Source organism: Azospirillum terrae (assembly GCF_053470425.1).
The window spans coordinates 411,914-436,526 of the sequence record NZ_JBPXMR010000002.1; the positions used below are offsets into that span (position 1 = coordinate 411,914).

The following is a 24,613-nucleotide window of genomic DNA, read 5'->3' on the forward strand; positions in this document are numbered from 1 at the left end:
TGCATGGGTACCAAGGGCAGGGTCATCGTCGTCGGCGGACCAACGGCGTCCGGCAAGTCCGGCTTGGCCGTCGACATCGCCGAGGCGTTCGGCGGCACCGTCATCAACGCCGACAGCATGCAGCTCTACCGCGAGCTGGACGTGCTCACCGCCCGCCCGGATCCCTCGGATCTGGCGCGCGCCCCGCACCGGCTGTACGGCGTGCTGCCCGGCTCCGAGCGCGGCTCGGCGGCGCGCTGGCGGACGCTGGCGCTGGCGGAAATCGATGCCGCACGCAGCGCGGGCCGCCTGCCCATCGTCGTCGGCGGCACCGGTCTGTACCTGCGCGCCCTCATGGAGGGGCTGTGCGACGTACCCACCATCCCCGAAGCGATCCGCACCGCCGCCCGCGAGCGCCACGCGGCGTTGGGCGGCGAAGCGTTCCGCGCCGGGCTGGTGGCGCGCGACCCGGCGTCCGCACGGCTCAACCCCGGCGACACCACGCGGCTGGTGCGCGCCTGGGAGGTGCTGGAGGCCACCGGGCGCCCGCTCACCGACTGGCAGTCCGCCGCACCCGACGGCCCGCCGCCGGGCCTGCGCTTTCAGACCTATGTCATCGACCCGCCGCGCGCCGACCTCTACGCCATGTGCGACAAGCGTTTCGCCATCATGCTGGAGCGCGGCGCGCTGGACGAGGTGCGGGCGCTGGACGCGCTTGGGCTCGACCTGGAGTTGCCGGTGATGAAGGCGCTGGGCGTGCCGGAACTGCGGGCGCACCTGCGCGGCGAGCTGTCGCTGGCGGCGGCGACCGTCCGGGCGCAGCAGTCCACCCGCCACTACGCCAAGCGGCAGGTGACGTGGTTCCGTCACCAACTTCTGGACAAAGCCGCGCATGCCTGCCATGCCGTTCCTACTCTCTACTCAGCGGCGCATCGTGATGCCATGCTGCGCCCGCTTGAAACGACCTTGCGCGATTGAGTGTCTGGAGGACGGATAGTGACGGTGGATTGGGGACACGTGTTTGCCGGCCGGGTGTCCGGCATGAGCGCTTCGGAAATCCGCGAGCTGCTGAAGCTCATCGACCGGCCGGAGATCATCTCGTTCGCCGGCGGCATCCCCGACCCGGATTTCTTCCCGACCGCGGCGCTGGCGCACGCCTACCAGAAGGTGTTCCAGTCCAACGCCGGGGCCGGCGGTGCGCTCCAGTACACCATCTCCGAGGGCTACACGCCGTTGCGCGACTGGATCTGCGCCTATATGGGCCGGCGCGGCATCAAGACCGGGCTGGACGAGGTGCTGGTCACCAGCGGATCGCAGCAGGCGCTGGAGTTCGTCGGCAAGCTGCTGATCGGGCCGGGCGAAACGGTGGTGGTGACGCGGCCGACCTACCTCGGCGCGCTCCAGGCATTCTCGCCCTACGAGCCCAAGTACATCTCCATCCCCATGGACGATGAGGGGCCGGACCTCGCGGCGCTGGAAGCGGCGCTGGCCGAGAAGCCCAAGTTCTTCTATCTCGTCCCCGACTTCCAGAACCCCAACGGCACCACCGTGTCGCTGGCCCGGCGCGAGGCGCTGCTCGACCTGTGCACCGCGGCCGGCGTGCCGGTGATCGAGGACGCCGCCTACACCGAGCTGCGCTACGAGGGCGAGGCGCTGCCCCCCATCGCCGCGCTGGACGCGGCGCGCAACGGCGGCAAGCCGACCAACGTCATCTATTGCGGCTCGTTCTCCAAGACCATGGTGCCGGCGCTGCGCGTCGGCTGGGTGAACGCGCCGGCCGAGGTGGTCAACCGCCTCGTCCTGATGAAGCAGGCCGGCGACCTGCACACCAGCACCATCAACCAGATCGTGCTGAACGACGTGGTGCACGAGATCTTCGACAGCCATATCAAGACCCTGCGCGGCCACTACAAGGAGCGTCGCGACGCCATGCTCTCGGCGCTGGCGGAGTTCGCCCCGCCGGGCGTCACCTGGACCAAGCCGCAGGGCGGCATGTTCGTCTGGCTGGAGCTGCCGGAGCACGTCAACGGCGTGGCCCTGCTGGAACGCGCCATCAAGGAGGCCAACGTCGCCTTCGTGCCGGGTTCGGCGTTCTTCGCCGACCGCTCGGGGCAGAACACCCTGCGCCTGAGCTTCTCCGCCTCCAAGCCGGAGCGCATCCGCGAGGGCATCGGCCGGATTTGCGATCTGGTGAAGAGCGTAGCCTGAAGACGGGCGCCTGATCGCACGCGAGTCCGCGACAAAGCCCCTCGGCCGCCCGGCCGAGGGGCTTTGTCGTGTCCGGGGCGTCACATTGCATGTCTGCCATGCCCCCTCTGCGCAACATTTGGAAAAGCTGCGGCAAAAAAGCTTTTCGAAACTTCGCAAAATGGGTTGACCTTCCACCCTTGTTTTGACTAGCTTGCCCCTCCCAGCTGTGCCGCGGAGGGGGTAACCCTTTGTTTTGCCTGAATAGGGCAGGGGCGCGGCGGGGATTAGCGAACGAGGTCGCCCCATTCGGGGGCGCCAGCAAGAAGGTCGAACCATGCCCGAACAGAAGCTGACCGGCGCGCAGATCGTCATCAAGGCCTTGAAGGATCAGGGCGTCGATATCGTCTTCGGCTATCCCGGCGGCGCCGTACTTCCCATCTACGACGCGCTGTTCCAGCAGAACGACCTCAAGCACATCCTCGTACGCCACGAGCAGGCCGCCGTGCACGCCGCGGAAGGCTACGCGCGCTCCACCGGCAAGGTGGGCTGCGTGCTGGTGACCTCCGGCCCCGGCGCCACCAACGCGGTGACCGGCCTCTTGGATGCGCTGTGCGACTCGATTCCGATCGTCTGCCTGTCGGGGCAGGTGCCGACGCACCTGATCGGCAACGACGCCTTCCAGGAGGCCGACACGACCGGCATCACCCGGCCGTGCACCAAGCACAATTATCTGGTCAAGGACGTCAACAACCTCGCCCGCACGCTGCACGAGGCGTTCTACGTGGCGCGCACCGGCCGTCCGGGTCCGGTGGTGGTCGACCTGCCGAAGGACGTGCAGCTCGGCGAGGGCACCTACGTGCCGCCGACCGAGGTGAAGCACAAGACCTACCGCCCGCAGATGAAGCCGGAGTTGTCGCGCGTCGAGGAGGCCGTCGAGCTGATCGCCAACGCCAAGCGGCCGATCTTCTACACCGGCGGCGGCGTGGTGAACTCCGGCCCGATGGCAGCCAAGCTGCTGACGCAGTTCGCCAAGATGACCGGCATCCCGGTCACCTCGACGCTGATGGGCCTGGGCGCGTTCCCGGCGTCGGACCCGCAGTGGGTGGGCATGCTGGGCATGCACGGCACCTACGAGGCCAATCTGGCGATGCACGGCTGCGATGTGATGATCAACATCGGCGCCCGCTTCGACGACCGCGTGACCGGCAAGCTGTCGGACTTCGCGCCGGGCTCGAAGAAGATCCACGTCGACATCGACCCCAGCTCGATCAACAAGAACGTCGCCGTGGACATCGCCATCATCGGCGACTGCGCGCATGTGCTTGAGGACATGATCCGCCTGTGGAAGGCCAAGCAGAAGCGCCTGGACCAGCCGGCGCTGAAGGAGTGGTGGGGCAAGATCGACGGCTGGCGCGGCCGCAACTGCCTGAACTACAACCGCACCGAAAGCGTCATCAAGCCGCAGTACGCGCTGGAGCGCCTGCGCGAGGCGCTGAAGGGCAAGGACCACTACATCACCACCGAGGTCGGCCAGCACCAAATGTGGGCCGCGCAGTTCCTGCCCTTCGACCAGCCGAACCGCTGGCTCACCTCGGGCGGCCTGGGCACCATGGGCTACGGCCTGCCGGCGGCCATCGGCGCCCAGCTGGCGCACCCCGGCTCGATCGTCGTGGACGTGTCGGGCGAGGCGTCGTTCCTGATGAACATGCAGGAGATCGGCACCGCGGTGCAGTACCGCGCGCCGGTGAAGATCTTCATCCTGAACAACAAGTACATGGGCATGGTGCGCCAGTGGCAGGAGCTGCTGCACGGCTCGCGCTACTCGGAGAGCTATTCGGAGGCGCTGCCCGACTTCGTCAAGCTGGCGGAGGCCTGGGGCTGCGTCGGCCTGCGCGCCGAGACGGTGGCGGACGTCGATAAGGTGATCGAGCAGATGCTGGCGGTGACCGACAAGCCGGTGATCGTCGACATCCTGGTCGATCCCAAGGAAAACTGCTTCCCCATGATCCCGGGCGGCAAGGCGCACAACGAAATCCTGTTTGGCCCGGAGGACAGCCCCTCCGACGCCACGCCGGAAGACGGCATGGTGCTGGTGTAAGCGAAGAACACGATCTTGGCGGAGTTTCGGGTCATGGAAGATAAGATCGAAAAGCACACCATCGCCGTGCTGGTGGACAACGAGCCGGGCGTCCTCGCCCGCGTCATCGGCCTGTTCTCGGGCCGCGGCTACAACATCGAGAGCCTGACGGTGGCCGAGGTGGACAACACCGGCCACACCTCGCGCATCACGCTGGTCACGTCGGGCACGCGGATGATCGTCGAGCAGATCAAGGCGCAGCTCGACCGTCTGGTGCCGGTGCACAAGGTGCGCGACCTGACCGACGATGGCCCGCGCGTCGAGCGCGAGCTGGCGCTGATCAAGGTGGCCGGCACCGGCGACCGGCGCATCGAGGCGTTGCGTCTGGCCGACATCTACAAGGCGAACGTGGTGGACGCGACGCTGTCGTCGTTCATCTTCGAGCTGACCGGCGCCACCGACCACGTAGAGGAGTTCATCGCGCTGATGAGCCAGCTCGGCATGGTCGAGACCAGCCGCACCGGCGTGCTCGCCATGTCCAAGGGTGCCGCGGGGTTCTGACGCTTGACGCGGCAGCACCAGCGGTGGACTAATCCGCCCGCACCTGCGGGCAGCAACATTTGAGAAGACCAAGGAACCATCACCATGCGCGTCTACTACGATCGTGATGCCGACGTGAACCTGATCAAGGGCAAGAAGGTCGTCATCGTCGGCTACGGCAGCCAGGGCCACGCCCACGCCAACAACCTGCGTGACAGCGGCCTGAAGGACGTGCGCGTCGCGCTGCGTCCGGGTTCGGCCACGGCCAAGAAGGCCGAAGGCGCCGGCTTCACGGTCATGACCCCGGCCGAGGCCGCGGCCTGGGCCGACGTGGTGATGATCCTCACCCCCGACGAGTTGCAGGGCGACCTGTACAAGGACGATCTGGCCAAGAACATGCAGCAGGGCGCCGCGCTGGTGTTCGCGCACGGCCTGAACGTGCACTTCAACCTGATCGAGCCGCGCGCCGACCTCGACGTGTTCATGATCGCACCGAAGGGCCCCGGCCACACCGTGCGCGGCGAGTACCAGCGTGGCGGCGGCGTGCCCTGCCTCGTGGCGGTGCACCAGAACGCCACCGGCAACGCGCTGGACATCGCGCTGTCCTATGCCTCGGCCATCGGCGGCGGCCGCGCCGGCATCATCGAGACCACCTTCAAGGAAGAGTGCGAGACGGATCTGTTCGGCGAGCAGGCCGTGCTCTGCGGCGGCCTGACCGAGCTGATCAAGGCCGGCTACGAGACGCTGACCGAGGCCGGCTACGCCCCGGAGATGGCCTACTTCGAGTGCCTGCACGAAGTGAAGCTGATCGTCGACCTGATGTACGAGGGCGGCATGGCCAACATGCGCTACTCGATCTCCAACACCGCCGAATACGGCGATTACAAGACCGGCCCGCGCATCGTCACCGCCGAGACCAAGGCCGAGATGAAGCGCGTTCTGGACGACATCCAGTCCGGCCGTTTCGTGCGCGACTGGATGCTGGAGTGCAAGGCCGGCCAGCCGAGCTTCAAGGCGACCCGCCGCCGCAACGCCGAGCACTCGATCGAGCAGGTCGGCGAGAAGCTGCGCGCCATGATGCCCTGGATCGCCGAGCGCCGTCTGGTCGACAAGGCCAAGAACTGAGCTTCGGCTTCAGCGTCTGAAAACGGAAAGCGCGCCCTGCGGGGCGCGCTTTTTGTTTGTGCGGGTGGGGGTTCCCGCTACTTTCCGCTCCCATTCACCACCGCCAGTTTCGGCAGCTTCTCGGCGATTCCGTACAAACGCTCCCGCCGCCGCAGTTCGGCGAAGATCTCATCGGGGTGGATGTCCATCGCCGCCCAGAGAACGGACATGTTGTAGAGCAGATCGGCGCTCTCGTTGACCACGCCCTGGCGGTCCTCGGCCATGGCGTCCAGCGCCACTTCCACCGCTTCCTCGCCCACCTTCTTGGCGATCTTTTTCGGCCCGGCGGCGAACAGCTTGGCGGTGCGGGAGTCCGAGGGCGGGCGTCCCTTCCGCTCCCGGACGGCTTCATAGAGGCGCAGGAGATCGTCAGACATTCTTGTGTTCTTCTTCTTCCCATAGGCGCACGGCGCCGACGATTATTCTTTCATCACATAACCCTTATGCGCAAAGTTTTCCATTACCCAACCGGCCAGCCGCCGCCTGCTTTGCAAACAAAAGCCGTATTCCCTTCGTTTTAAACGGCGTCCGGCAGCGGTCAGCCGCTCGCCTCGTCGGCCTTGGGGCGCGGGTCGGCGAGCGGCTGGCCGGTGACCACGAAATGGACGATCTCGGCGATGTTGGTGGCGTGGTCGCCGATGCGCTCCAGCCCCTTGGCGATGAACAGCAGGTGCATGTGCCCGGTGAAGTGCTCCGGCGCCGCCTCGGCGGAGCGCGTGATGTCCTGGCAGAGGCTGGAGTAGAGCGCGTCCACCTCGTCGTCGTTGCGCCAGACCTGCAAGGCCTGCTCGGCGTTCCCTTCGATGTAGGCGTCGATGACCGCGCCCAGCCGCTCGCGCACCAGCCGGCCGAGCGCCGGCAGGGCGGCGAGCGCCGCCGTCTCCGGCACCTCGCGCAACGCCGCCGAGCGCTTGGCGATGTTGGCGGCGTAATCGCCGACGCGTTCCAGATTGCCGGCCATCTTCAGCGCGGCGATCACGTCGCGCAGATCGTCGGCCACCGGCTGGCGCAGCACCAGCAGGCGCATGGCGGCGGCCTCGATCTCCTGTTCCTCGCGGTCGAGCCGGCCGTCGCCGCGCACCACCTCGCCGGCCAGGGCGGGGTCGCGCTGCACCAGACAGGCCAGCGCGCCGTCCATCTGCGTCTCGGCCGCCCCGGCCATCTCCACCACGCTGGAGCGCAGCTTCTTCAGCGCATCCTCATAGGCGGTGACGATGTGGCGGTGGCTGGTCTTCATGGGGGGCTCCGGGGGAGGGCAGGGCGCCCGCACACCTTACGCATTTGTCGCGCCGACAGCACCCGATAAGGTGCGGACGCCGCCCGGCCGGCCGCCGGCGCATGTCCCCCATCCGTCACAGGGCCTTGCGGCGCCGGGGGAGTCCCCCTAGAACTCGTCTCCCAGAGTTTTTGCCGTGGTCGCGCCGTGTGGGGCATAACGGAAAATTAACCCTGATGGGCCAGTGTCCGGGCTGTCCGACGCACGCCGCAAGGCGCTGCCCGGTCCGCACTCTCCGCTTGAGCGCGATGCAGTGTTCGTCTATGCAACGGACGGCGGACGGTTTCGTGAACCGTGCTGCCGGCGAGGCCGTCTCAACCGCATGAAGAAGTAGTCGAGTCCATGCTTTCCAAACTTCTCGGCGTTCTGTCCGCCGACATGGCGATCGATCTGGGGACGGCCAACACCCTGGTCTACGTGAAGGGTCGCGGCATCGTCCTGAACGAACCCTCGGTGGTCGCCATCGCCAACGTCCGCGGCAAGAAGCAGGTGCTTGCCGTTGGCGACGAGGCGAAGATGATGCTGGGCCGCACGCCGGGCAACATTCAGGCCATCCGTCCTCTGCGCGACGGCGTCATCGCCGACTTCGAAGTCGCCGAGGAGATGATCAAGCACTTCATCCGCAAGGTGCACAACCGCCGCAGCTTCGCCAGCCCACAGGTCATCATCTGCGTGCCGTCGGGCTCCACCGCGGTCGAGCGCCGGGCCATCCAGGAGTCGGCCGAGGCCGCCGGTGCGCGCCGGGTCTTCCTCATCGAGGAGCCCATGGCCGCCGCCATCGGCGCCGGGCTGCCGGTGACCGAGCCGACCGGCTCCATGGTCGTCGACATCGGCGGCGGCACCACCGAGGTGGCCGTGCTGTCGCTGGGCGGCATCGTCTATTCGCGCTCCGTGCGCGTCGGCGGCGACAAGATGGACGAAGCCATCATTGGCTACATCCGCCGCACCCATAACCTTCTGGTTGGCGAAGGCTCGGCCGAGCGCATCAAGAAGGAAATCGGCTCTGCCTGCCCGCCGGAAGACGGCGAGGGGCGCATCCTCGAGATCAAGGGCCGCGACCTGATGAACGGCGTGCCCAAGGAGCTGATCATCTCCGAGCGCCAGATCGCCGAGTCCCTGGCCGAGCCGGTCTCGGCCATCGTCGAGGCGGTCAAGGTGGCGCTGGAGCACACGGCCCCCGAACTGGCCGCCGACATCGTCGACAAGGGCATCGTGCTCACCGGCGGCGGCGCGCTGCTCGGCAACCTGGACTTCGTGCTGCGGCACGCCACGGGGTTGCCGGTCTCCATCGCCGACGATCCGCTTTCGTGTGTCGCATTGGGCACAGGCCGCGCCCTGGAAGAGATGAAGACGTTGCGAAACGTCTTGGTCAGCGCCTACTGATCGTGTAATTCTCGATTGAATACCGCGGGCCCTGTGATTCGCCATAATCGCAGGGCCGCGCGGCGGCCAGCCTTCCTGGACGGGATGATCCTGTGAAGACGCGAACATCCGGATCCGTCGTTCGCCTTGCCGCGCCGCTGCGCGCACTCGCTCAGCGATTCTCTTTTCTGCTTCTCGTGGTCGCGTCGATCGCGCTGATGATGGTCGGCAAGGTCGATCCCGTCTTCGTGGACACTGCGCGTTCGCGGGTGACCGACGCCTTCGCGCCCATTCTCGACGCCCTGTCGCGCCCGGCCGCCACCGCGGCCCGCGTCATCGAGTCCGTGGTCGATCTCCAGAACGTCTATGAAGAGAACCAGCGCCTGAAGGCGGAGAACGCGCGGCTGACGCAGTGGCGTCAGGCGGCGCTGCGGCTTGAGGCGGAGAACAACAGCCTGCGCTCGGTGCTGCGCTACAAGCCCGACCCGGCGGCGTCCTACATCACAGCGCGCGTCATCGCCGCGCCCGGCGCCACCTTCTTCCGCACGCTGGTGGTCACCGCCGGCAAGCGCGACGGGGTGCGCAAGGGGCAGGCGGCGCTGGCCGGCTCCGGCATGGTCGGCCGCGTCGTCGAGGTGGGCGAGTGGTCGTCGCGGGTGCTGCTGATCACCGACATCAACGCCCGCGTGCCCGTGGTGCTGGAAAGCTCACGCCAGCGCGCGCTGCTGGCCGGCGACAACTCCGACCAGCCGAAGCTGATCTACCTGCCGCCGGATGCGGCGGCGACGGTGGGCGAGCGGGTGGTCACCTCGGGCCATGGCGGCATCTTCCCGGCCGGCATTCCCATCGGCGTCGTCGCCTCGGTCGGCGAGCGCGGCGTGCGTGTGCTGCCCATCGCCGACCTTTCACGGCTGGAGCACCTGCGACTCGTCGACTTCGGACTGCCGGGCGGCCCCGGCGAAGTCGATCCGTCGCGCGATTGGAAATAGGCCCCGTTTGGACTCGATGACCGTTACCCTCTGGCAGCGTCTGGACAAGACCGGCCGCAACCTGGCCCCGTTCGCGGTCACGGTGATGCTGCTGCTGGTCGGCATGGTGCCGTTGCAGATCCCGTCCTACACGGGCATCGCGCCGGCCCTGACCATGATGGCCGTCTACTACTGGGCGATCCACCGGCCCGACCTGCTGCGGCCGGGCGCGGTGTTCGCCATCGGCCTGTTGCAGGATCTGCTGTCCGGTGGCCCGCTGGGGCTGAACGCGCTGACGCTGGTGTGCGTGCACTGGACGGTGATGACGCAGCGCCGCTTCTTCCTCGCCAACAGCTTCGCGTTGTTGTGGTTCGGCTTCGCCATCATCGTGCTGGGCGCCGCGGTGCTCCAATGGGTGGTGGTGTGCGTGCTCAGCGCGTCGGCCGTGCCGTTCAACGCCCCGTTCTTCCAGGCGCTGCTGACGCTGGCGCTGTTCCCCGTGTTCGCGTGGCTGTTCATCCGCGTGCACCGGGCCTTCCTGCAAGGGTAAGCCCATGCCGCAACTGTCCAGAGAGCGCGACACCGACCGCTACCGTAACTTCACCCGCCGCATGCTGGTGCTGGGCGGTCTCAAGGTGGGGCTGCTGTCGACGCTGGCGGCGCGGCTGTACTACCTCCAGGTCGTGCAGTCGGCCAAGTACACCATGCTGGCCGAGGAGAACCGCATCAGCCTGCGGCTGATCGCCCCCTCGCGCGGGCCGATCACCGACCGTTTCGGCGTGCCGCTGGCGATGAACCAGCAGAATTACCGCATCGTCGTGGTGTCCGAGCGCACCAAGAACATCCCCGAGACGCTGGACAAGATCTCGCAGATCGTGCCGCTGACCGATGGCGACCGCCGCCGCGTCATGCGCGAGATGCAGCGCAAGCGCCGCTTCGTGCCCGTCACCGTGCGCGAGAACCTGACGTGGGAGCAGGTCGCCACGCTGGAAATGAACATGCCCGACCTGCCGGGCGCCGCCATCGACGTGGGCGAGATCCGCTACTACCCGTTCTCCGAGGCGACCGCGCACATCCTCGGCTACGTCGGCGCGGTGTCCGAGGCGGAGCTGAACGGCGACCCCGTGCTGTCGCTGCCGGGCTTCCGCATCGGCAAGAGCGGGCTGGAGAAGTTTCACGAGAAGAACCTGCGCGGCACCGCCGGCACCAGCCAGCTGGAGGTGAACGCGGTCGGCCGCGTCATCCGCGAGCTGTCGCGCGACGAGGGGCAGCCCGGCCGCGAGGTGCAGCTGACCATCGACATCGGCCTCCAGCAGTTCTGTCAGAAGCGCCTCTCGGAGGAGCAGAGCGCGGCGTGCGTGGTGATGGACGTGCACAGCGGCGCCATCTACGCGCTGGCCTCGCATCCCACCTACGACCCCAACCAGTTCACCATGGGCATCAGCGCCGAGCTGTGGGAGGAACTGCTGTCCAACCCCACGACGCCGCTGAGCAACAAGGCGGTGGCCGGTCAATACCCGCCCGGCTCGACCTTCAAGCCGATGGTGGCGCTGGCGGCGCTGGAGGCGGGGTTGGTCAACGCCCGGCACACCGTGCACTGCCCCGGCTACATGGAACTGGGCGACCACCGCTTCCACTGCTGGAAGAAGGGTGGCCACGGCGCGGTGGACATGGTGGGAGCGCTGCGCGACTCCTGCGACGTCTACTTCTACGATCTGGCGCGCCGGCTGGGCATCGACCGCATTTCCGAGATGGCGCACCGCTTCGCCCTGGGCGAGGCGTCGGGCCTCGACCTGCCGCACGAGCGGCCGGGCCTGATCCCGTCGCGCGACTGGAAGAAGAAGGCGCTGAACGCGTCGTGGCAGCAGGGCGAATCGCTGGTGGCGGCGATCGGCCAGGGCTACGTGCTGTCCACGCCGTTGCAGCTCGCCACCATGACCTGCCGGCTGGCCAACGGCGGCTTCGCGGTGAAGCCGCACCTGACCAAGCAGATCAAGGGCGTCGGCGGCGAGCCGTCGAGCTGGCCCTCGCTGGGCGTCAAGAAGGAGAACCTGGACGTCGTGATGGCCGGCATGAACGCGGTCACCAACGTGCAGGGCGGCACCGCCTACAAGGCGCGCATCACCGAGCCGGGCTTCGAGATGGCCGGCAAGACCGGCAGCGCCCAGGTGCGCCGCATTTCCATGGCCGAGCGCAGCACCGGCGTGAAGAAGAACGAGCAGCTGCCCTGGCGCGAGCGCGACCACGCGCTGTTCATCGCCTACGCGCCGGCGCACGCGCCGCGCTACGCCATCGGCATGATCGTCGAGCACGGCGGCGGCGGTTCCACGGCGGCCGCCCCGATCGCGCGCGACATCCTGCTGGAGTGCCAGAAGCGCGACCCCGGCCGCGCCGCGGTCGCCGATGCGCCGGAGCCGAAGGCCCGCGCGCCGCGGAGCTGACCGTTCGGGAAAAATCGCGCAATTTGGCTATCGACAAGCCCCGGAGCCTTTGCTATACCGCGGGCCTCGCCGGCTGGAACGACAGTACGGCCGGGCGGTTTCTTCGGAAGCCGCACAGTAGAGTGAGATGGGCGCATAGCTCAGTTGGTAGAGCAGCTGACTCTTAATCAGCGGGTCCAAGGTTCGAGTCCTTGTGCGCCCACCATCTCCTCAAGACGCGTCGAGCCCGATCGGGAAAGATGGGCGCATAGCTCAGTTGGTAGAGCAGCTGACTCTTAATCAGCGGGTCCAAGGTTCGAGTCCTTGTGCGCCCACCATCTTCCCACAAGACTGCAAGGCCGCCCTCGGGCGGCCTTAGTCGTTTCCGGGCCAGCGCCCCCGGCGCCTCCGCAGCAACCCCAAACGCAAAGACGCCGCGGGGCGGTGCCCGGCGGCGTCTTTGCGTTCGACTCGGAAGATGATCGTCTTATTCGGCGGCGCCGCTCAACACGCGGGGGCGGGCGACCGGCTGGCCGTTGCGATAGTCCTGCAAACGCGTGGCCCGCAGGCCGCGCACGCCGTGACTGTCGATCAGGCGCTGCCAGGACAGGAACTCCTCGACCGACAGGGTGTAGCGGCGGCACGCCTCTTCCAGGCTGATCAGGCCCGAACGCACGCCAGCCACGACTTCGGCCTTCCGTCGCATCACCCAACGCTTGGTGTTGGGCGGCGGCAGATCCTCTTCCGTTATCGGCCGGCCCTCTGGCCCGATGATCGACGCTCCGTTGGAGCCATCGTCGCTCATCTGAGTATCGCGAGATGACATGCGCGGACGCTCCACCACTGCTAGTGCTCTCCACGGTGGGGAGTGTAATGGCGGGCGCTTAACAAAAGCCTAAACGATAGGGTTAATGCTTTAGATGTCAATCAACTGGGTAAAATCGGCCCGAATCCTTGGAATCGGGCCGGGATTTGGGGTCGGGTTCCGGGTTTGGTGACAACCGTCAGTGGACCGAAGCGATTGAGGACAGCGGCAGTTCGCGGCCATCGACGCTCAGCGTGGTTTCGCCGTCCTTGGTCGATCCGACGCCGACGACGGTGCCGAACGTGTAGGTCTTGGGCTCGATGACCGTGTTCTTGTCTTCCGCGGTGGCCGCGACGCTCAGCTTGTAGGTGCCGGCGGGGACCACCTTGCCGTCGTTGTCCTTGTAGTCCCAGCCCAGCTGGTGCTTGCCGGACGCCGTCTCGCCCTTGATCGTGCGGACGGTCTTTCCGTTCGAGTCGACGATCTTCACGTCCACGGTCTTGGCCTTGGTGTCCAACTCGTAGGCGAGCGGCGTGTCCTTGGTGTCGGCGCCGAGCGTGAAGCTGGTGCCTTCGTACGAGACGGTCTTGCCGAGGTAGCTGAGGTTGCTCGACGCCGTGCTGGCCTGCTGCATTTTCAGCAGCTTGTCGAGGCGGGTGTTGGTGCCGATGTTCTGCTCGACGTTGGCGAACTGCACCAACTGCGAGGTCATCTCGTTGGAGTCCATCGGCTTGGTCGGGTCCTGATTCTTCAACTGCGTGGTCAGCAGGTTCAAGAAGTTGTTGAAGTTGTCGCCCAGGCCCTTGACCGCCGCGTCGGTCGAGTTCGAGCTGGTCTTGACGTCGGCCTTGTCGGCCGTCTTCGTCTGCGACTTCGCCTGAAGCTGCGACACGTCCCAGGAGCTGCCCGTGGCGGCGGAGGTGGTGGTCATGGCGAAAATCCTTTCCAGGAGAACCGGTCAGACGCGCACGTCGACGCGTCCGGGGGCGAGATAGAGGGTCTGCATGGCGGCAACCTCGGCTGCGTCGTCGCCGCCACCGCCGAAGCCGCGGCCCCGCCGGCCTGTGCCACGATGGTCATCCCCCCGCTGATCGGCAAAGGAGGAGGCGCCATCGCCCCGCAGGCTGAAGTTGAGGCTGCCGCTGTCGGCCTTCAGTCCAGCGTCTTGCAAGGCCCGTTCCAACCCGCGCGCGTCGCGCTGGAGAAGCTCTAGCGTCTGCGGCTTATCCACCGCCACCATGGCGCTGACGCTGCCGTCCTTGCCGATTTCCAGGCGGATGTCGATGCGCCCCAGCTCTTCCGGGCGCAGCATGATGGTGAATTGCTCGTTGCCCTCGGCGACGTGCCGGCTGATGTTGACCGCCACCTGCTCGGGCACGCCCATGGGCGTGTGCGGCCCGCGCGCCGGGCGCAGGGCGGCGAACGCCGGCGGCGCGTCGGCCGGGGCGGCAGCCTTGACTGCGTCGGTCGGCAGAATCTGCCCGGAGCCCAGGTCCTTGTTGCCGGGTGCGTCCGCCGAGGCGGACACGGAATCCGTGGCGGCGATCTCGTCCACGGCCGCGCCCTCGGCGGCGGCTGTGAAGGACTCTCCCACGGCGCGCTGCGGCTGGACGGGAGGAGGCGCCTGCACCGTGGCCGGCGGCTGCTGCGGCGCGGTGCCGCCGTCCTTGCCGGCCTCGGCATGGCTTTTGGCGGCACCCTTGTCGGCGGCTTTCTCGGTGCCTTTGGGGCCGAGCAGGTCGGCCATGCTGTCCGGCAGCTTGAACTCGTCGTCCTTATCCTTAGGCGCGTCCTTCTTTGCGGGCTTCGCCTCGTTCTTCGCGCCGGTGGGGGCGTCGGCGGGGGTCGCGTCGGCCTTCGCGGTCTTGGCGTCGGCGGGCGGCGCCGCGGTCTTCCCATCGGCCGGCGCCGTCGCGGCCTTCGCCGCAGCCTTGGCGTCGACGGGCGCCGCGTCGCCCTTGGCGGTCGGTGTCGCGTCGGTTGGCGCCGCCGCGGCGGTCAGGTCGGCGGTCGGGAGCGTGATGGCCGGGGTGACGGTGGCGGGAGCGCCTGCCGCCTGCGCGCCGGCCACGGCATCCGCCGCCTGGGTCGCCTGCGCCTTTTGCGGGTCCGCCTGGGGCTGTGCCGGGGCGCTGGCGCCGGCCTGGAGCGCGGCCAGCGCAAGGGCCGCTGGATCGGTGATGTTGGGGGCGGCGCCGGCGGCCGGGGCGGCGGCCGGGGCGGGCGCGACGGTGCCGGGGTCGGCCGTGGCCTCCACGCTGACCTCCGCCTTGGCGGTGACGCTGGTGCTGATGGACGTCGACCCGTCGGCGCCGATGAGCTGGACCGTCGTCTCGACGACGGTCACCTCCGCGTCCATGACGACGAGACCGTTCGGTACGGCGCCGTCCGCAACGGCCGAAGCCTCCGCCGGTGCATCCGCCCCGGTGCCGGACCCGTCCGTCTCGGCGGCATCGGCGCCATCCGCGGTGTTGTCAGCCGCCTCGACCTTCTCGGCCGCCTCGGACCCGGAAGCCTTTTCGGATTTCGCGGCCTTGTGCGCCGTGTCGCTGCGCTCTGTCTTGCCGGGCTTCACGGCCTTGGTGGTGCGCTCGGCCGGCTTGGCCGGCGCCTCGTCCTTGCTCGCCGGCTTGGCGATCTTGTCCTCGGCGTGCGTGTGGGGCGGGGCGGCATCCTTGCGGGCGTCGTTGGCGGCGTGCGCCTCGTCGGCGCGTGGCGAGCGCGGCGGGGTGTGATCGACCGCCGGCTTGGCCGCCGGATGCGAGGGCTGCCAGCGGCGGGGCTCCGCCACGTAAGGCTTCTCCCGGTCCGCCTTGTCGGCCTCGGACTGGCGCTCGGCGGCTCTGGCCGACGCCTGGTCCATCATCTGCGCGAACAGATCGTCCTTGGGGCCGTTCGCCGACGAGCCGACGCTCGGCGTGTCGAAGGTGGTCTGTGGAGCGAACGGCTGGATTTCCATGGGACGCGTTCCTTGCCTGGATTCTTGTCCGGGACGAAGCAACTCTCGGGCCAACTCCGCGGGCGCCTTGCCTTTGAGGAAAATCGTTGATCGTCGGCGCGTGGCGCGCGGCGCTGGGCAGATCCGGCCGGTGGCCGGCAATTTCCGCCGGGTGGCATGGCGCTTCTTGCCGGGCCAAGAAAGAAGGGGCCGCGGTGAGGCGGCCCCTTGAGTTGGATGGATGGAGGTCGTTGAACGGTTCTAAAGGCAGGCGTTGAGCGTCGCCGAGGTGGCGGGCCCGCGCGTCGGGGCACCGTAGCCGCGCAGCGGCTTGCCGCTGGCGGTGGGGGGGCCGTAGCGGACGCCGGGCTCGGTCCGGCGCAGGCGGTTCACCGCGTTCACCAGGGCGTCCACCAGCGTCTGCTGGGATTCCCCGGCGACGCGCAGAACGTGGGCGTTGACGGTGGCGCTTTCGCTCAGCGCCTCGGTCGCGGCGGCCAACCGCTCCCTAAGCTCGGGCGCCAGATCGGCCATGCCGGCGCGGTCGATGCGCAGCAGGCGCGTCAGCTCCTCGTACGCCATGGACAGCGGGTGCTTGGCGGTGGCCAGCGCGATCAGCTCGGCGGCCGGGCGGTGGCTGCGGATCGCCGCGGTTTCGCGCTCGATCTGCGCGGTGAGCCGGGCGCTCAAATCCACCAGCGCCACGGCGCGTTCCTCGGCGTTCCGCGGCAGGTTCAGGGGTTTCTTGCGTTCGCCGAGTGAGCGGATGTCGACCTTATCCATGGCTGGCCTCCTGGGCGCGCAGCAGCTCGCGGTACACGGCGTCGCCGATACCCAGGCCGCCGTGGTTGCTGATTTGCTTGCCGTATTCGTTGACGAGCAGGGAGCGGAACATGTCCTCGCCGTGGCCGCCGCCGAAGGTCGGGTCCGTCTGGATGGTCTCGAACATCGGCGTCAGCATCTGGCTGAGGAACTGCGTCTCGAACTCGTTGGCCGACTTGCGCAGCTTGGCGGCGACCGCCGGGTCCACCTTGCTGCCGTCCCCTTTGATGCCGTTCGGGCGGACCTCGCCGGTGCCGTAGGCCTGGCGGGCGCGCTCGGCCATCGGGCTGAAACGCGGAGCGGATGAGGAGTGCAGGGTGGCGTCCATCAGATCACCTCGATCTCGGCTTGCAGGGCTCCGGCGGCCTTGATCGACTGGAGGATGGCGATCATGTCGCGCGGACCGACACCCAGTGCATTCAAACTCTGTACCAACTCCTGGAGGGTGACGCCGGACTGCATGACGGCGAGGCGATTTTGCGACTGGTCGTCGACCTGGATGTCCGTGCGCGGCACCACCGTGGTCTGGCCGTTGCTGAACGGGCCGGGCTGGCTGACCTGCGGGGTTTCGGTGACGCGGATCGTCAGGTTGCCCTGGGCGATGGCGACGGTGCTGATGCGGACGTTCTCGCCCATCACGATGACGCCGGACTTCTCGTCCACCACCACGCGGGCGATCTGATCGGGGGTGACGCGCAACTGCTCGATCTCGGTGAGCAGGCCCACCACGTCGCCGCGCCGCGCCGCGGGCACCGTCAGCAGCACCGACGAGGGGTCGGTCGCCTGCGCCAGATTGCCGCGCAGCTGGGTGTTGATGGCCAGCGCCACGCGCTGGGCGGTGGTGAAGTCGGGGTTGCGCAGCGACAGGCGCAGCACCGGCAATTCGGCCAGCGCGAACTGGATCTCGCGCTCCACCAGCGCGCCGGAGGAGATGCGGCCCGAGGTCGGCACGCCGCGCGTGATGCTGGCGCCCTGGCCCTGGGCCGAGAAGCCGGAGACGGCGATCGGCCCCTGGCCGACCGCGTAGACCTCGCCATCGGCGCCCATCAGCGGGGTGACCAGCAGGGTGCCGCCCAGCAGGCTCTTGGCGTCGCCCATGGCGCTGACCGTGATGTCGATGCGCGTGCCCTGCGCCTGATAGGCCGGCAGCGTCGCCGTCACCATCACCGCCGCCACGTTCTTGGTGCGCAGGTTGGTGCCGCGGGTGTTGACGCCCATGCGCTCCAGCATGCCCACCAGGCTTTGCTCGGTGAAGGGCGAGTTGTTGAGGCTGTCGCCGGTGCCGTTCAGGCCGACCACGAGGCCGTAGCCGATCAGCATGTTGTCGCGCACGCCCTCCACGTCGAGGATGTCCTTGAGCCGGGCGGACGAGGCGGAGGCCGGTTGCACCAGCGCCAGCGTGAGGCCGGCGGCCAGCACGAGGTGAGCGAGGATACGGATCATGGCGATGGGGGCTTTCGGCTTCATGGCGATCATCACTTCCAGACGGATCGCCAAGCCCCATGCGAAGCCCGTGCCAAGTCAGGTTTTCCGGCGCCTCTCAGGTCCTCGCGGGAAGAGCTGCCCCGCATGTCCAGTTTTTGCCCCAACGAGTCGGCATTTTTTGCCCGATTGCGGCAAACCTTGACCGGGTGTAAAGGTAATAGTCTCTGGTGTTTGCCCTTTTCCGCTATGTGGTTGCGCAGGTCATGAAAGTCGAAGGCTCCGGAAATATTCGCGGCAGCGGTTCGGTCCGGCGTGCGGGCAAGTCGGAGGGCTCCGGCGGTGCCAGCTTTGCCAAGCAATTGGTGGGCGAGAGCAGCCCGACGCAGGGCGTGTCCGGCACCTCCTCGGTGTTCGGGGTGGGCGGCATGCTCGCCTTGCAGGAGGTGGACGACGCCACCGCCCGCGAGTCCCGCGGCAAGATGCGCGCCCAGGACATGCTCGACATCATGGAGGAGATCCGCCACGGCCTGCTGGCCGGCGCGCTCCCCGCACAGAAGCTGACGGACCTGTCGCGCGTCATCCAGTCGCGCAAGGTCCAGGTGGACGACCCCAAGCTGGCTGAAATCCTCGACGAGATCGACCTGCGCGCGCAGGTGGAGTTGGCGAAGCTCCAGTCCTGACGCCACGGCTTCCAGGCCCCGTTCCGCAACGCCCGCCGGATGCCGGCGGGCGTTTTTTGTTGCCCGCAGGTCACACCACGCCGGGTTCCGCCGTGCAATGCTGCAATGCAGCATCTGGTGCTCGAACGATTGTGCGCCATGTCGAGTCCAGGTGCATGAGCCCTTCCGGCTTCCATGAGGTGACACATGAGACTTGCGACAGCCCTGGGCGGCTTCGGCGGATTCAACCTGCACGGCGCGGGCATCCTGGCGGCGATGCGCCGGCTCGGGCTGGAGCCGGACCTGTTCACCGTGACCTCCGGGCAGATCGTCGTCCTGTCGGAATGGCTGCGCGGGCGCAACCCGCGCGACCTGCTGATGGAGAACAGCGCCGCACCCGGCCCCATGCACACGATGACGACCGCCATGAGCGGCCACCCCGGCATCTTCCGCCCGGCCACCTCGGAAAATCTGAAGCGCTGGCTGGACTTCCCGTTCACCGCCACCGGCTTCATGGAGCGCATGATGCCGGCGCGCCGTTATGTGCCCATGCTGCCGCGCGAGCGCTTCGAAGAGATCTCCGCGACCTTCGCCGAGGCCGGGGCCGGCGTGGTGTTCAACACCTACGATTTCACGGCGGGGCAGGGCGTGCTGCACGGCAACGAGCCGGCGCGGGCGCTGATGCCGGCCGACGTGGCGCTGCGCCCGATCACCGCCGACGCGGTGGAGAGCGCGCTCTGGCTCTACCTGTACGGCTTCGAGGAGGCGCCGAACGGGCTGATCGACGGGGCCTATCACCGCTCGCTGATTCTCGGCGAACTGCATGGATTCGACCATGTGGTGGTCGGTTGCCCGTTCCCCACGGCCTGGGAGTGGCCGCCGCCGGCCAATTCGCTGGAGGTCGAGGACTGGAAGATCAAACAGTGGTTCTCCAACTCCTACCGCGCCGAGGTGACCCGCCTGCGCAAGGTCATCGCTCTGATCGAGAAGGGCTCGTTGCAGGATTCCGACTACCGCATCCGGGATCTGACCGAAATACCGCTACAATCACGCTGGGGATACTTCGATTATTTTTCCGAAAAGGAGGATGTGTTCCAGGACGCCCTGGTCGATGCGCTGACGATGCTTGCGCCTCTGGCGCCGCGTCAGTCGAACGACGCCGCCTGAGGATCGCCGGCAAAGCGTGTCGCGCCGAGGTCACATTGCCTCGGGACTCCAAGGGCTTGTTCCGAATCGCCTCCTTCATCCGCAGGGTTGCGGGGCGGGTTCGCTCTACCTATACTCCGCGCCGCTCAGGCTACCCTTTTGAGTTTGGATGCCATCGGATGTCCTCGCAGCTTCTGCCCTCGGACTACATGCCGTCGGATGACGAGCCGTTCATGAACCCGGTCATGCGGGAGTACTTCCGCCAGAAGCTGCTGCGCTGGCGGGCGGAGCTCCTTGCCGAATCGAGTGAGACGCTGCACAGCCTCCAGGAAGGCGGGATCCAGGAGCCGGACATCGCCGACCGCGCGTCGGCGGAGACCGACCGGGCTCTGGAACTGCGCACCCGCGACCGCGAGCGCAAGCTGATCTCCAAGATCGACGCGGCGCTGGAGCGGATCGTCGACGGCTCGTACGGCTACTGCGAGGAAACCGGCGAGCCGATCTCCGTGCGCCGCCTCGACGCCCGCCCCATCGCCACGCTGAGCCTGGAAGCCCAGGAGCGCCACGAGCGCATGGAACGCACCCAGCGCGACGATTGAGCACCAGATCTTCGAATCAGGGCGGGCCGGTCGGGTCCGCCCTTTTTCATGCCCGCGCTCAGCGTTTTCGGAACAGCGTCACGTTGCGGCCGACTGGTTCCAGATCCCAGCCGAATCGCCCGGCGATCCAGGTCAGCGTCTCGGGGCGGTAGAAGGTGACGTGGCTGAGTTCGCGGATGTAGGTCCATGTCGCGAATCCGGCATCATCGCGCAGCACGCCGGTCATCAGTCCCAGCCACCCACCCGGCCGCAGCAGCCCGTCCAGGCGCTCGAATCCGTCGCTCGGCCGGTGGAAGTGCTCGGCCACCTCGGTGCAGGTGACGAAGTCGTAGCGCCGCTCCAGCGCCGCCGCGTCGGGGTGGAAGAGCGGGTCGTAGTTGCGCACGGGATGGCCGCGCTCGCCCAGCATCGCCGCGATGGCCGGCCCCGGCCCGCAGCCGAAGTCCAGCCCCTCCGCCCCCGGTGCGATCCGTTCCAGCAGCGGCTCGGTCACCTGCGCCAGGAAGCGCCGATAGCCCGGATCGCCGGGATCATTTTGGTGCAGCCCGTATTCGGCCCGCTCGGCTTCCAGTGAGGGCAGTTGCGCCGGATCGAGGATGGTGACGCGGCAGTGACCGCAACGCAGATAGCGGCGGCCGGCGACTTCGGCGAACGGGGTGGGAGTCTCGGCGCCGCAGAGCGGGCATAGCCCGTTGTCCGCTTGCTGGTTCACGCCGCCCTCCGTTTTGATGCTGGCATCGGCCACCGTCGCACGCGCCGCATGCGGAAAAAAGGGCCGGCAGTTTCTGCCGGCCCTTCTTGCCTACCCGCGCCGTGTCCGATCCGCGGATCAGAACGGCGAGATGATGTCGAAGAGCTGCTGGCCGTAGCGCGGCTGCTGGATGTCGCTGATCTGGCCGCGGCCGCCGTAGGAAATACGGGCTTCGGCGATCTTCTCGTAGCTGATGGTGTTCTGCGCGGTGATGTCCTCGGGCCGGATGACGCCGTTCATGTTCAGGTCGCGCAGTTCGTAGTTCACCCGCACTTCCTGACGGCCCTGGATGACCAGATTGCCGTTGGGCAGCGTCTGCGTGACCAGGGCTGCCACCTTCAGCTCGATCTGCTCCTTGCGGGTGATGTTGCCCTTGCCGTCGTTGCTGCTCTTGCTGGTGGCGTCCACCAGCTTGGAGGGATCGACGGCGCTCGGCAGCGCGTTCTTGAACTGGCTCTGGAACCCGAACAGGCTCGGCAGGCCCATGCTCTCGCCGTTGTCGCGCGACTTCTTGGTCTCGTTGTTCATCTGCGCCTGATCGTTGATGGTGATCAGCACCGTCAGGATGTCGCCGACCTGCTTGGCGCGCTGGTCCTTGAAGAACGCCTTGGAGCCGGACCGCCACAGCGAGTTGGGATTGCGCTCGGCCGGGATCGGCGTCGGCATCGGCAGGCTGACCGGCTGGTAGCCGGGCTGCGCGTACGGGTCCTTGATCTGGCTGAGCTGCGGTCCGGAGCCGACCTCGGAAAGCCGGGTCATGGAGTTGCAGGCGCTCACCGAAACGGCGAGGGCGGCGGCCAAAGTCAGGCGGACGGCGGTACGAACGGCGGGGCGGGCGGTCATGGCGGCGTTCCTTGTTCTTGCGTGCGGCGTTTTTTGCCTGCGGCGTCTTACCGTTCTGCAAGAGCCATGCCGGGCTTGGCGACGGAGACCCGGCCGGGGCCGGAAACCACCGCTTCGACGATGCGGTTCGACTGGGTGTTGACGACGCGGATCACGTCGCCCTTGCCGCCTTCCTGGAGCGCCTTGCCCTGCGCCGACAGCGACATGTTGGAGCTTTCCAAGGTGATGGTGACGAGCGAGCCCTTGTCGATCATGCGCGGCGACTGCAGGTCGCGCACCCGGACGGGCTGGTTGATCGGGATGCCCCGCTTCGGCGTCATGCCGATCAGCTGCGCCTCGGAGGCGGCGACGTCGGTGCCGGCCTGATCGGCGCGCAGTTCCACCCAGTCCACGTCGTTGGCGGAGATGGTGTCGCCCGGCGACACGCGGTGGTTCAGCACCGGCACGTCCACCGTGCCGTAAGCGCGGCCGGACACCGGCACGCGGACCTGCGGCGCGGTGCCGGGCACCACCAGCTCGGCGGCGAAGCGGCCCTGCACGGCGCTGTAGTAGACGTTTTCGACCGCCAGCCCGCCGCTCGCCGTCTGGCCGGCGGGGACGCGCACTTCGACGGCGCGGTTGTCCAGCTCCAGGTGCATCCGGCCGACCGTGATGTGGCGCGTCAGCGCCTCGGTCAGCGCCGCTTCCGCGTGCGTGGCGCCGTAGACGGCAGCCGGCGGCTCGGCAGAAATCGCCGGGCCGGCAAAAACTGCCAGGCAAAGGGCGGTGCCGAGGATGAGGGCGGTCGCGGTGCGCTTCATGGCGGGTGCTCCTTGGAAGTCGGGTCAGGCGGCGCTGGATCAGCGCATCTGGCCGGCCGACTGCATCATCTCGTCCGTGGTCTTGATGACCTTGGAGTTCATTTCGTAGGCGCGCTGGGCGGAGATCAGCGTGGTGATCTCCTGCACGATGTTGACGTTCGAGGTTTCCAGCGCGCCCTGCACGACGCGGCCGTAGCCGGGGGCGCCGGGGTTGCCCTGCACCACCTGGCCCGACGCCGGGGTTTGCAGGAACAGGTTGTCGCCCACCGCTTCCAGGCCGGTCGGGTTCGGGAAGGCCGCCAGCTGGATCTGGCCGACGTTCTGCGGGTTGATCTGGCCGTCCAGCTTGGCCATCACCTCGCCCGACGGGTTGACGGAAATGTCCACCGCCTCGGTCGGGATGGTGATCGCCGGCTGCACCGGGTAGCCGTCGGCGGTGACGATGACGCCTTCCGGCGACAGCTTGAAGTTGCCGGCGCGGGTGTAGGCGGTGTCGCCGTTCGGCAGCTGGACCTGGAAGTAGCCCGAGCCGTTGACCGCGAGGTCCAGCTTGTTGTCGGTGACGTTCAGGTTGCCCTGCTCCAGCATGCGGGACACCGCGGCGATGCGCACGCCAGCGCCGATCTGCACACCGGTCGGCACCGTGGTGCCGGCGTCGGACGAGGTCGAGCCGATGCGGCGGAAGTTCTGGTAGAGCAGGTCCTGGAACTCGGCGCGCTGCTTCTTGAAGCCGGTCGTCGTCGAGTTGGCGATGTTGTTCGAGATGGTTTCGACGTTGAGCTGCTGGGCCAGCATTCCGGTGGCACCGATGGCGAGGCTGCGCATGGCTTTGTTCTCCTGTTTCTCGTCGCTCAGGCGGTGCGGCCAAGCCGCTGGATAAGGCCCCGGATACGCTCGTGCTCGCTCTCGATCATCTTCTGCGCCTGTTGGTACTGGCGGTTGATCTCGATCATCTGAGTCATCTCGACCACGGGCTTCACGTTGGACTGCTCTAGCATTCCCTGTGCCACTTTCGTCTCGGCCGGGGCCGGCTGCGGCTCTTCGTCGCTGACGTACAGGCCGCTGCCGACTTCGGTCATCAGCTGTTCGCGCTTGAAGGTCACCACGTTCAGGCGGCCGACCGGGCCCAGTTCGGTGGCGACGGTGCCGTCGCCCTTGATCTGGATGGAGGCGGTGCCGTCCGGGATGGTGATCGGCTGGCCGTTGTCGGCCAGCACCGGCAGGCCGCCGCCGTCCACCACCTGACGCTGGTCGTCCAGGCGGAAGTTGCCGTTGCGGGTGTAGCGGCGGCCCGACGCGGTATCGACCGTGAAGTAGCCGGGGCCGCTCAGCGCCACGTCCAGCGAGTTGCCGGTCTGCTGCATGCCGCCGGCGGCCAGATCGCGCACCACGGCGCGGTCCTGGACGAAGCTGGCCTGCTCGTGCATGGCCGGACGCTCGAGGAATTCGGTGAACAGCACCCGCTGCTGCTTGAAGCCGGTGGTGTTCATGTTGGCGACGTTGTTCGCCACGATGTCCATCTGGCGATGCAGCGCCATCTGGCGCGACAGGGCGATGTAGGTCGGGTTTTCCATCGTCGGCTCTCCGGTCCTGGGCGTCGTTGCGGCCATCGCATCGACGCCTTTCCCTATGCAGCCACCGTGCCAACCGCAGAAAGCCGAGGATTCCAAGGGCGCGCACCGACCGCGGCAGCGGTTGCCCGGCAGTTCCTGCCGCATCGGGCCGAAACTGCCGGGCAATTCCGGGCCGAGCCGGGGCGTTCCGTCCCTTGCGCGTGGGGACGGGGCGGGGCGCACGGCCGCCAGGGCCGCGCCGCCGAGGCCGGGGGCGTTGGGATACGGGCCGCCGG

General features: G+C 67.9%; 25 protein-coding genes and 2 tRNA genes. 14 read left to right on the forward strand and 13 right to left on the reverse strand.

Going from position 1 to position 24,613, the window contains the following annotated elements:
• Positions 1-3: 3 nt before the first annotated feature.
• The 5 genes from miaA (at position 4) to ilvC (ending at position 5,911) form a co-directional block, all read left to right on the forward strand.
• A complete protein-coding gene (miaA, locus tag ACSVDD_RS08405; RefSeq protein WP_448188877.1) occupies positions 4-957 on the forward strand; it encodes a tRNA (adenosine(37)-N6)-dimethylallyltransferase MiaA in 954 nt (317 codons plus the stop codon).
• 63 nt (positions 958-1,020) lie between these two features.
• A complete protein-coding gene (locus ACSVDD_RS08410; protein WP_448188878.1) occupies positions 1,021-2,187 on the forward strand; it encodes an aminotransferase-like domain-containing protein in 1,167 nt (388 codons plus the stop codon).
• 316 nt (positions 2,188-2,503) lie between these two features.
• Positions 2,504-4,267: an acetolactate synthase 3 large subunit gene (locus ACSVDD_RS08415; protein WP_448188879.1), complete on the forward strand. Its 1,764-nt coding sequence runs from the start codon at positions 2,504-2,506 to the stop codon at positions 4,265-4,267.
• A gap of 33 nt (positions 4,268-4,300) precedes the next feature.
• Entirely contained in the window at positions 4,301-4,807 is a 507-nt protein-coding gene (ilvN, locus tag ACSVDD_RS08420; protein WP_448188880.1) for an acetolactate synthase small subunit, read from the forward strand.
• An 84-nt stretch (positions 4,808-4,891) separates the two neighbouring features.
• Complete coding sequence (gene ilvC, locus ACSVDD_RS08425; RefSeq protein WP_448188881.1) at positions 4,892-5,911, forward strand: ketol-acid reductoisomerase; 1,020 nt, start codon at positions 4,892-4,894, stop codon at positions 5,909-5,911.
• A gap of 77 nt (positions 5,912-5,988) precedes the next feature.
• On the opposite strand, the gene hisE is transcribed toward ilvC, so the two are convergent.
• Positions 5,989-6,327 carry a phosphoribosyl-ATP diphosphatase gene (gene hisE / locus ACSVDD_RS08430; protein WP_448188882.1) on the reverse strand — a complete coding sequence of 113 codons (339 nt, stop codon included), beginning with the start codon at positions 6,325-6,327 and terminating at the stop codon, positions 5,989-5,991.
• A gap of 161 nt (positions 6,328-6,488) precedes the next feature.
• The gene (phoU, locus tag ACSVDD_RS08435) at positions 6,489-7,187 is read right to left on the reverse strand and encodes a phosphate signaling complex protein PhoU (protein WP_448188883.1); all 699 of its coding nucleotides are present in this window, start codon (positions 7,185-7,187) and stop codon (positions 6,489-6,491) included.
• A 381-nt stretch (positions 7,188-7,568) separates the two neighbouring features.
• Here phoU and ACSVDD_RS08440 point away from each other — a divergent pair, with 381 nt between their 5' ends.
• The 6 genes from ACSVDD_RS08440 to ACSVDD_RS08465 all read left to right on the forward strand — a co-directional run bounded on the left by ACSVDD_RS08440 (position 7,569) and on the right by ACSVDD_RS08465 (position 12,314).
• The gene (locus ACSVDD_RS08440) at positions 7,569-8,609 is read left to right on the forward strand and encodes a rod shape-determining protein (RefSeq protein ID WP_014240000.1); all 1,041 of its coding nucleotides are present in this window, start codon (positions 7,569-7,571) and stop codon (positions 8,607-8,609) included.
• Between the two features lie 92 nt (positions 8,610-8,701).
• Positions 8,702-9,577 carry a rod shape-determining protein MreC gene (gene mreC, locus ACSVDD_RS08445; protein ID WP_448188884.1) on the forward strand — a complete coding sequence of 292 codons (876 nt, stop codon included), beginning with the start codon at positions 8,702-8,704 and terminating at the stop codon, positions 9,575-9,577.
• Between the two features lie 16 nt (positions 9,578-9,593).
• A complete protein-coding gene (mreD, locus tag ACSVDD_RS08450) occupies positions 9,594-10,106 on the forward strand; it encodes a rod shape-determining protein MreD (protein ID WP_448188885.1) in 513 nt (170 codons plus the stop codon).
• A 4-nt stretch (positions 10,107-10,110) separates the two neighbouring features.
• Positions 10,111-11,997, forward strand: coding sequence for a penicillin-binding protein 2 (gene mrdA / locus ACSVDD_RS08455; RefSeq protein ID WP_448188886.1), 1,887 nt, complete (start codon positions 10,111-10,113; stop codon positions 11,995-11,997).
• Between the two features lie 129 nt (positions 11,998-12,126).
• Positions 12,127-12,202: transfer RNA gene (locus ACSVDD_RS08460), tRNA-Lys, on the forward strand.
• Between the two features lie 36 nt (positions 12,203-12,238).
• Positions 12,239-12,314 (forward strand) — tRNA-Lys (locus tag ACSVDD_RS08465).
• A gap of 149 nt (positions 12,315-12,463) precedes the next feature.
• Here the strand turns inward: ACSVDD_RS08465 and sciP are convergent.
• The 6 genes from sciP to ACSVDD_RS08495 all read right to left on the reverse strand — a co-directional run bounded on the left by sciP (position 12,464) and on the right by ACSVDD_RS08495 (position 18,008).
• Positions 12,464-12,781 carry a CtrA inhibitor SciP gene (gene sciP / locus ACSVDD_RS08470; protein WP_448188887.1) on the reverse strand — a complete coding sequence of 106 codons (318 nt, stop codon included), beginning with the start codon at positions 12,779-12,781 and terminating at the stop codon, positions 12,464-12,466.
• A 199-nt stretch (positions 12,782-12,980) separates the two neighbouring features.
• Complete coding sequence (locus tag ACSVDD_RS08475; protein ID WP_448188888.1) at positions 12,981-13,712, reverse strand: flagellar hook assembly protein FlgD; 732 nt, start codon at positions 13,710-13,712, stop codon at positions 12,981-12,983.
• Between the two features lie 27 nt (positions 13,713-13,739).
• Positions 13,740-15,740, reverse strand: a complete 2,001-nt coding sequence (locus ACSVDD_RS08480) for a flagellar hook-length control protein FliK (RefSeq protein ID WP_448188889.1) — start codon at positions 15,738-15,740, stop codon at positions 13,740-13,742.
• Positions 15,741-15,980: 240 nt separating this feature from the next.
• A complete protein-coding gene (locus ACSVDD_RS08485) occupies positions 15,981-16,502 on the reverse strand; it encodes a flagellar basal-body protein (RefSeq protein ID WP_448188890.1) in 522 nt (173 codons plus the stop codon).
• Entirely contained in the window at positions 16,495-16,869 is a 375-nt protein-coding gene (locus ACSVDD_RS08490) for a rod-binding protein (RefSeq protein ID WP_448188891.1), read from the reverse strand. The genes ACSVDD_RS08485 and ACSVDD_RS08490 overlap by 8 nt, the downstream gene beginning before the upstream one ends.
• On the reverse strand, positions 16,869-18,008 hold the full coding sequence (locus ACSVDD_RS08495) for a flagellar basal body P-ring protein FlgI (protein ID WP_448189155.1): 1,140 nt from the start codon (positions 18,006-18,008) through the stop codon (positions 16,869-16,871). Before ACSVDD_RS08495 ends, ACSVDD_RS08490 begins: the two co-directional genes overlap by 1 nt.
• Positions 18,009-18,229: 221 nt before the next feature.
• Between ACSVDD_RS08495 and ACSVDD_RS08500 the strand changes: the two genes are divergently transcribed.
• From ACSVDD_RS08500 to dksA, 3 genes are all read left to right on the forward strand, one after another.
• Complete coding sequence (locus ACSVDD_RS08500; RefSeq protein ID WP_448188892.1) at positions 18,230-18,646, forward strand: flagellar assembly protein FliX; 417 nt, start codon at positions 18,230-18,232, stop codon at positions 18,644-18,646.
• Positions 18,647-18,832: 186 nt separating this feature from the next.
• Positions 18,833-19,792, forward strand: coding sequence for a hypothetical protein (locus ACSVDD_RS08505; protein ID WP_448188893.1), 960 nt, complete (start codon positions 18,833-18,835; stop codon positions 19,790-19,792).
• A gap of 158 nt (positions 19,793-19,950) precedes the next feature.
• Positions 19,951-20,370 (forward strand): RNA polymerase-binding protein DksA, encoded by a 420-nt coding sequence (dksA, locus tag ACSVDD_RS08510; RefSeq protein WP_448188894.1) that lies wholly within the window; start codon positions 19,951-19,953, stop codon positions 20,368-20,370.
• A 58-nt stretch (positions 20,371-20,428) separates the two neighbouring features.
• Here dksA and ACSVDD_RS08515 read toward each other — a convergent pair whose 3' ends face one another.
• The 5 genes from ACSVDD_RS08515 to flgF form a co-directional block, all read right to left on the reverse strand.
• Positions 20,429-21,082, reverse strand: coding sequence for a class I SAM-dependent methyltransferase (locus ACSVDD_RS08515; RefSeq protein WP_448188895.1), 654 nt, complete (start codon positions 21,080-21,082; stop codon positions 20,429-20,431).
• A 117-nt stretch (positions 21,083-21,199) separates the two neighbouring features.
• Entirely contained in the window at positions 21,200-21,964 is a 765-nt protein-coding gene (flgH, locus tag ACSVDD_RS08520) for a flagellar basal body L-ring protein FlgH (RefSeq protein ID WP_448188896.1), read from the reverse strand.
• Positions 21,965-22,011: 47 nt separating this feature from the next.
• Entirely contained in the window at positions 22,012-22,764 is a 753-nt protein-coding gene (flgA, locus tag ACSVDD_RS08525) for a flagellar basal body P-ring formation chaperone FlgA (RefSeq protein WP_448188897.1), read from the reverse strand.
• A 39-nt stretch (positions 22,765-22,803) separates the two neighbouring features.
• Positions 22,804-23,589 carry a flagellar basal-body rod protein FlgG gene (gene flgG, locus ACSVDD_RS08530; protein ID WP_448188898.1) on the reverse strand — a complete coding sequence of 262 codons (786 nt, stop codon included), beginning with the start codon at positions 23,587-23,589 and terminating at the stop codon, positions 22,804-22,806.
• A 26-nt stretch (positions 23,590-23,615) separates the two neighbouring features.
• Entirely contained in the window at positions 23,616-24,338 is a 723-nt protein-coding gene (gene flgF / locus ACSVDD_RS08535) for a flagellar basal-body rod protein FlgF (RefSeq protein ID WP_448188899.1), read from the reverse strand.
• Positions 24,339-24,613: the final 275 nt, after the last annotated feature.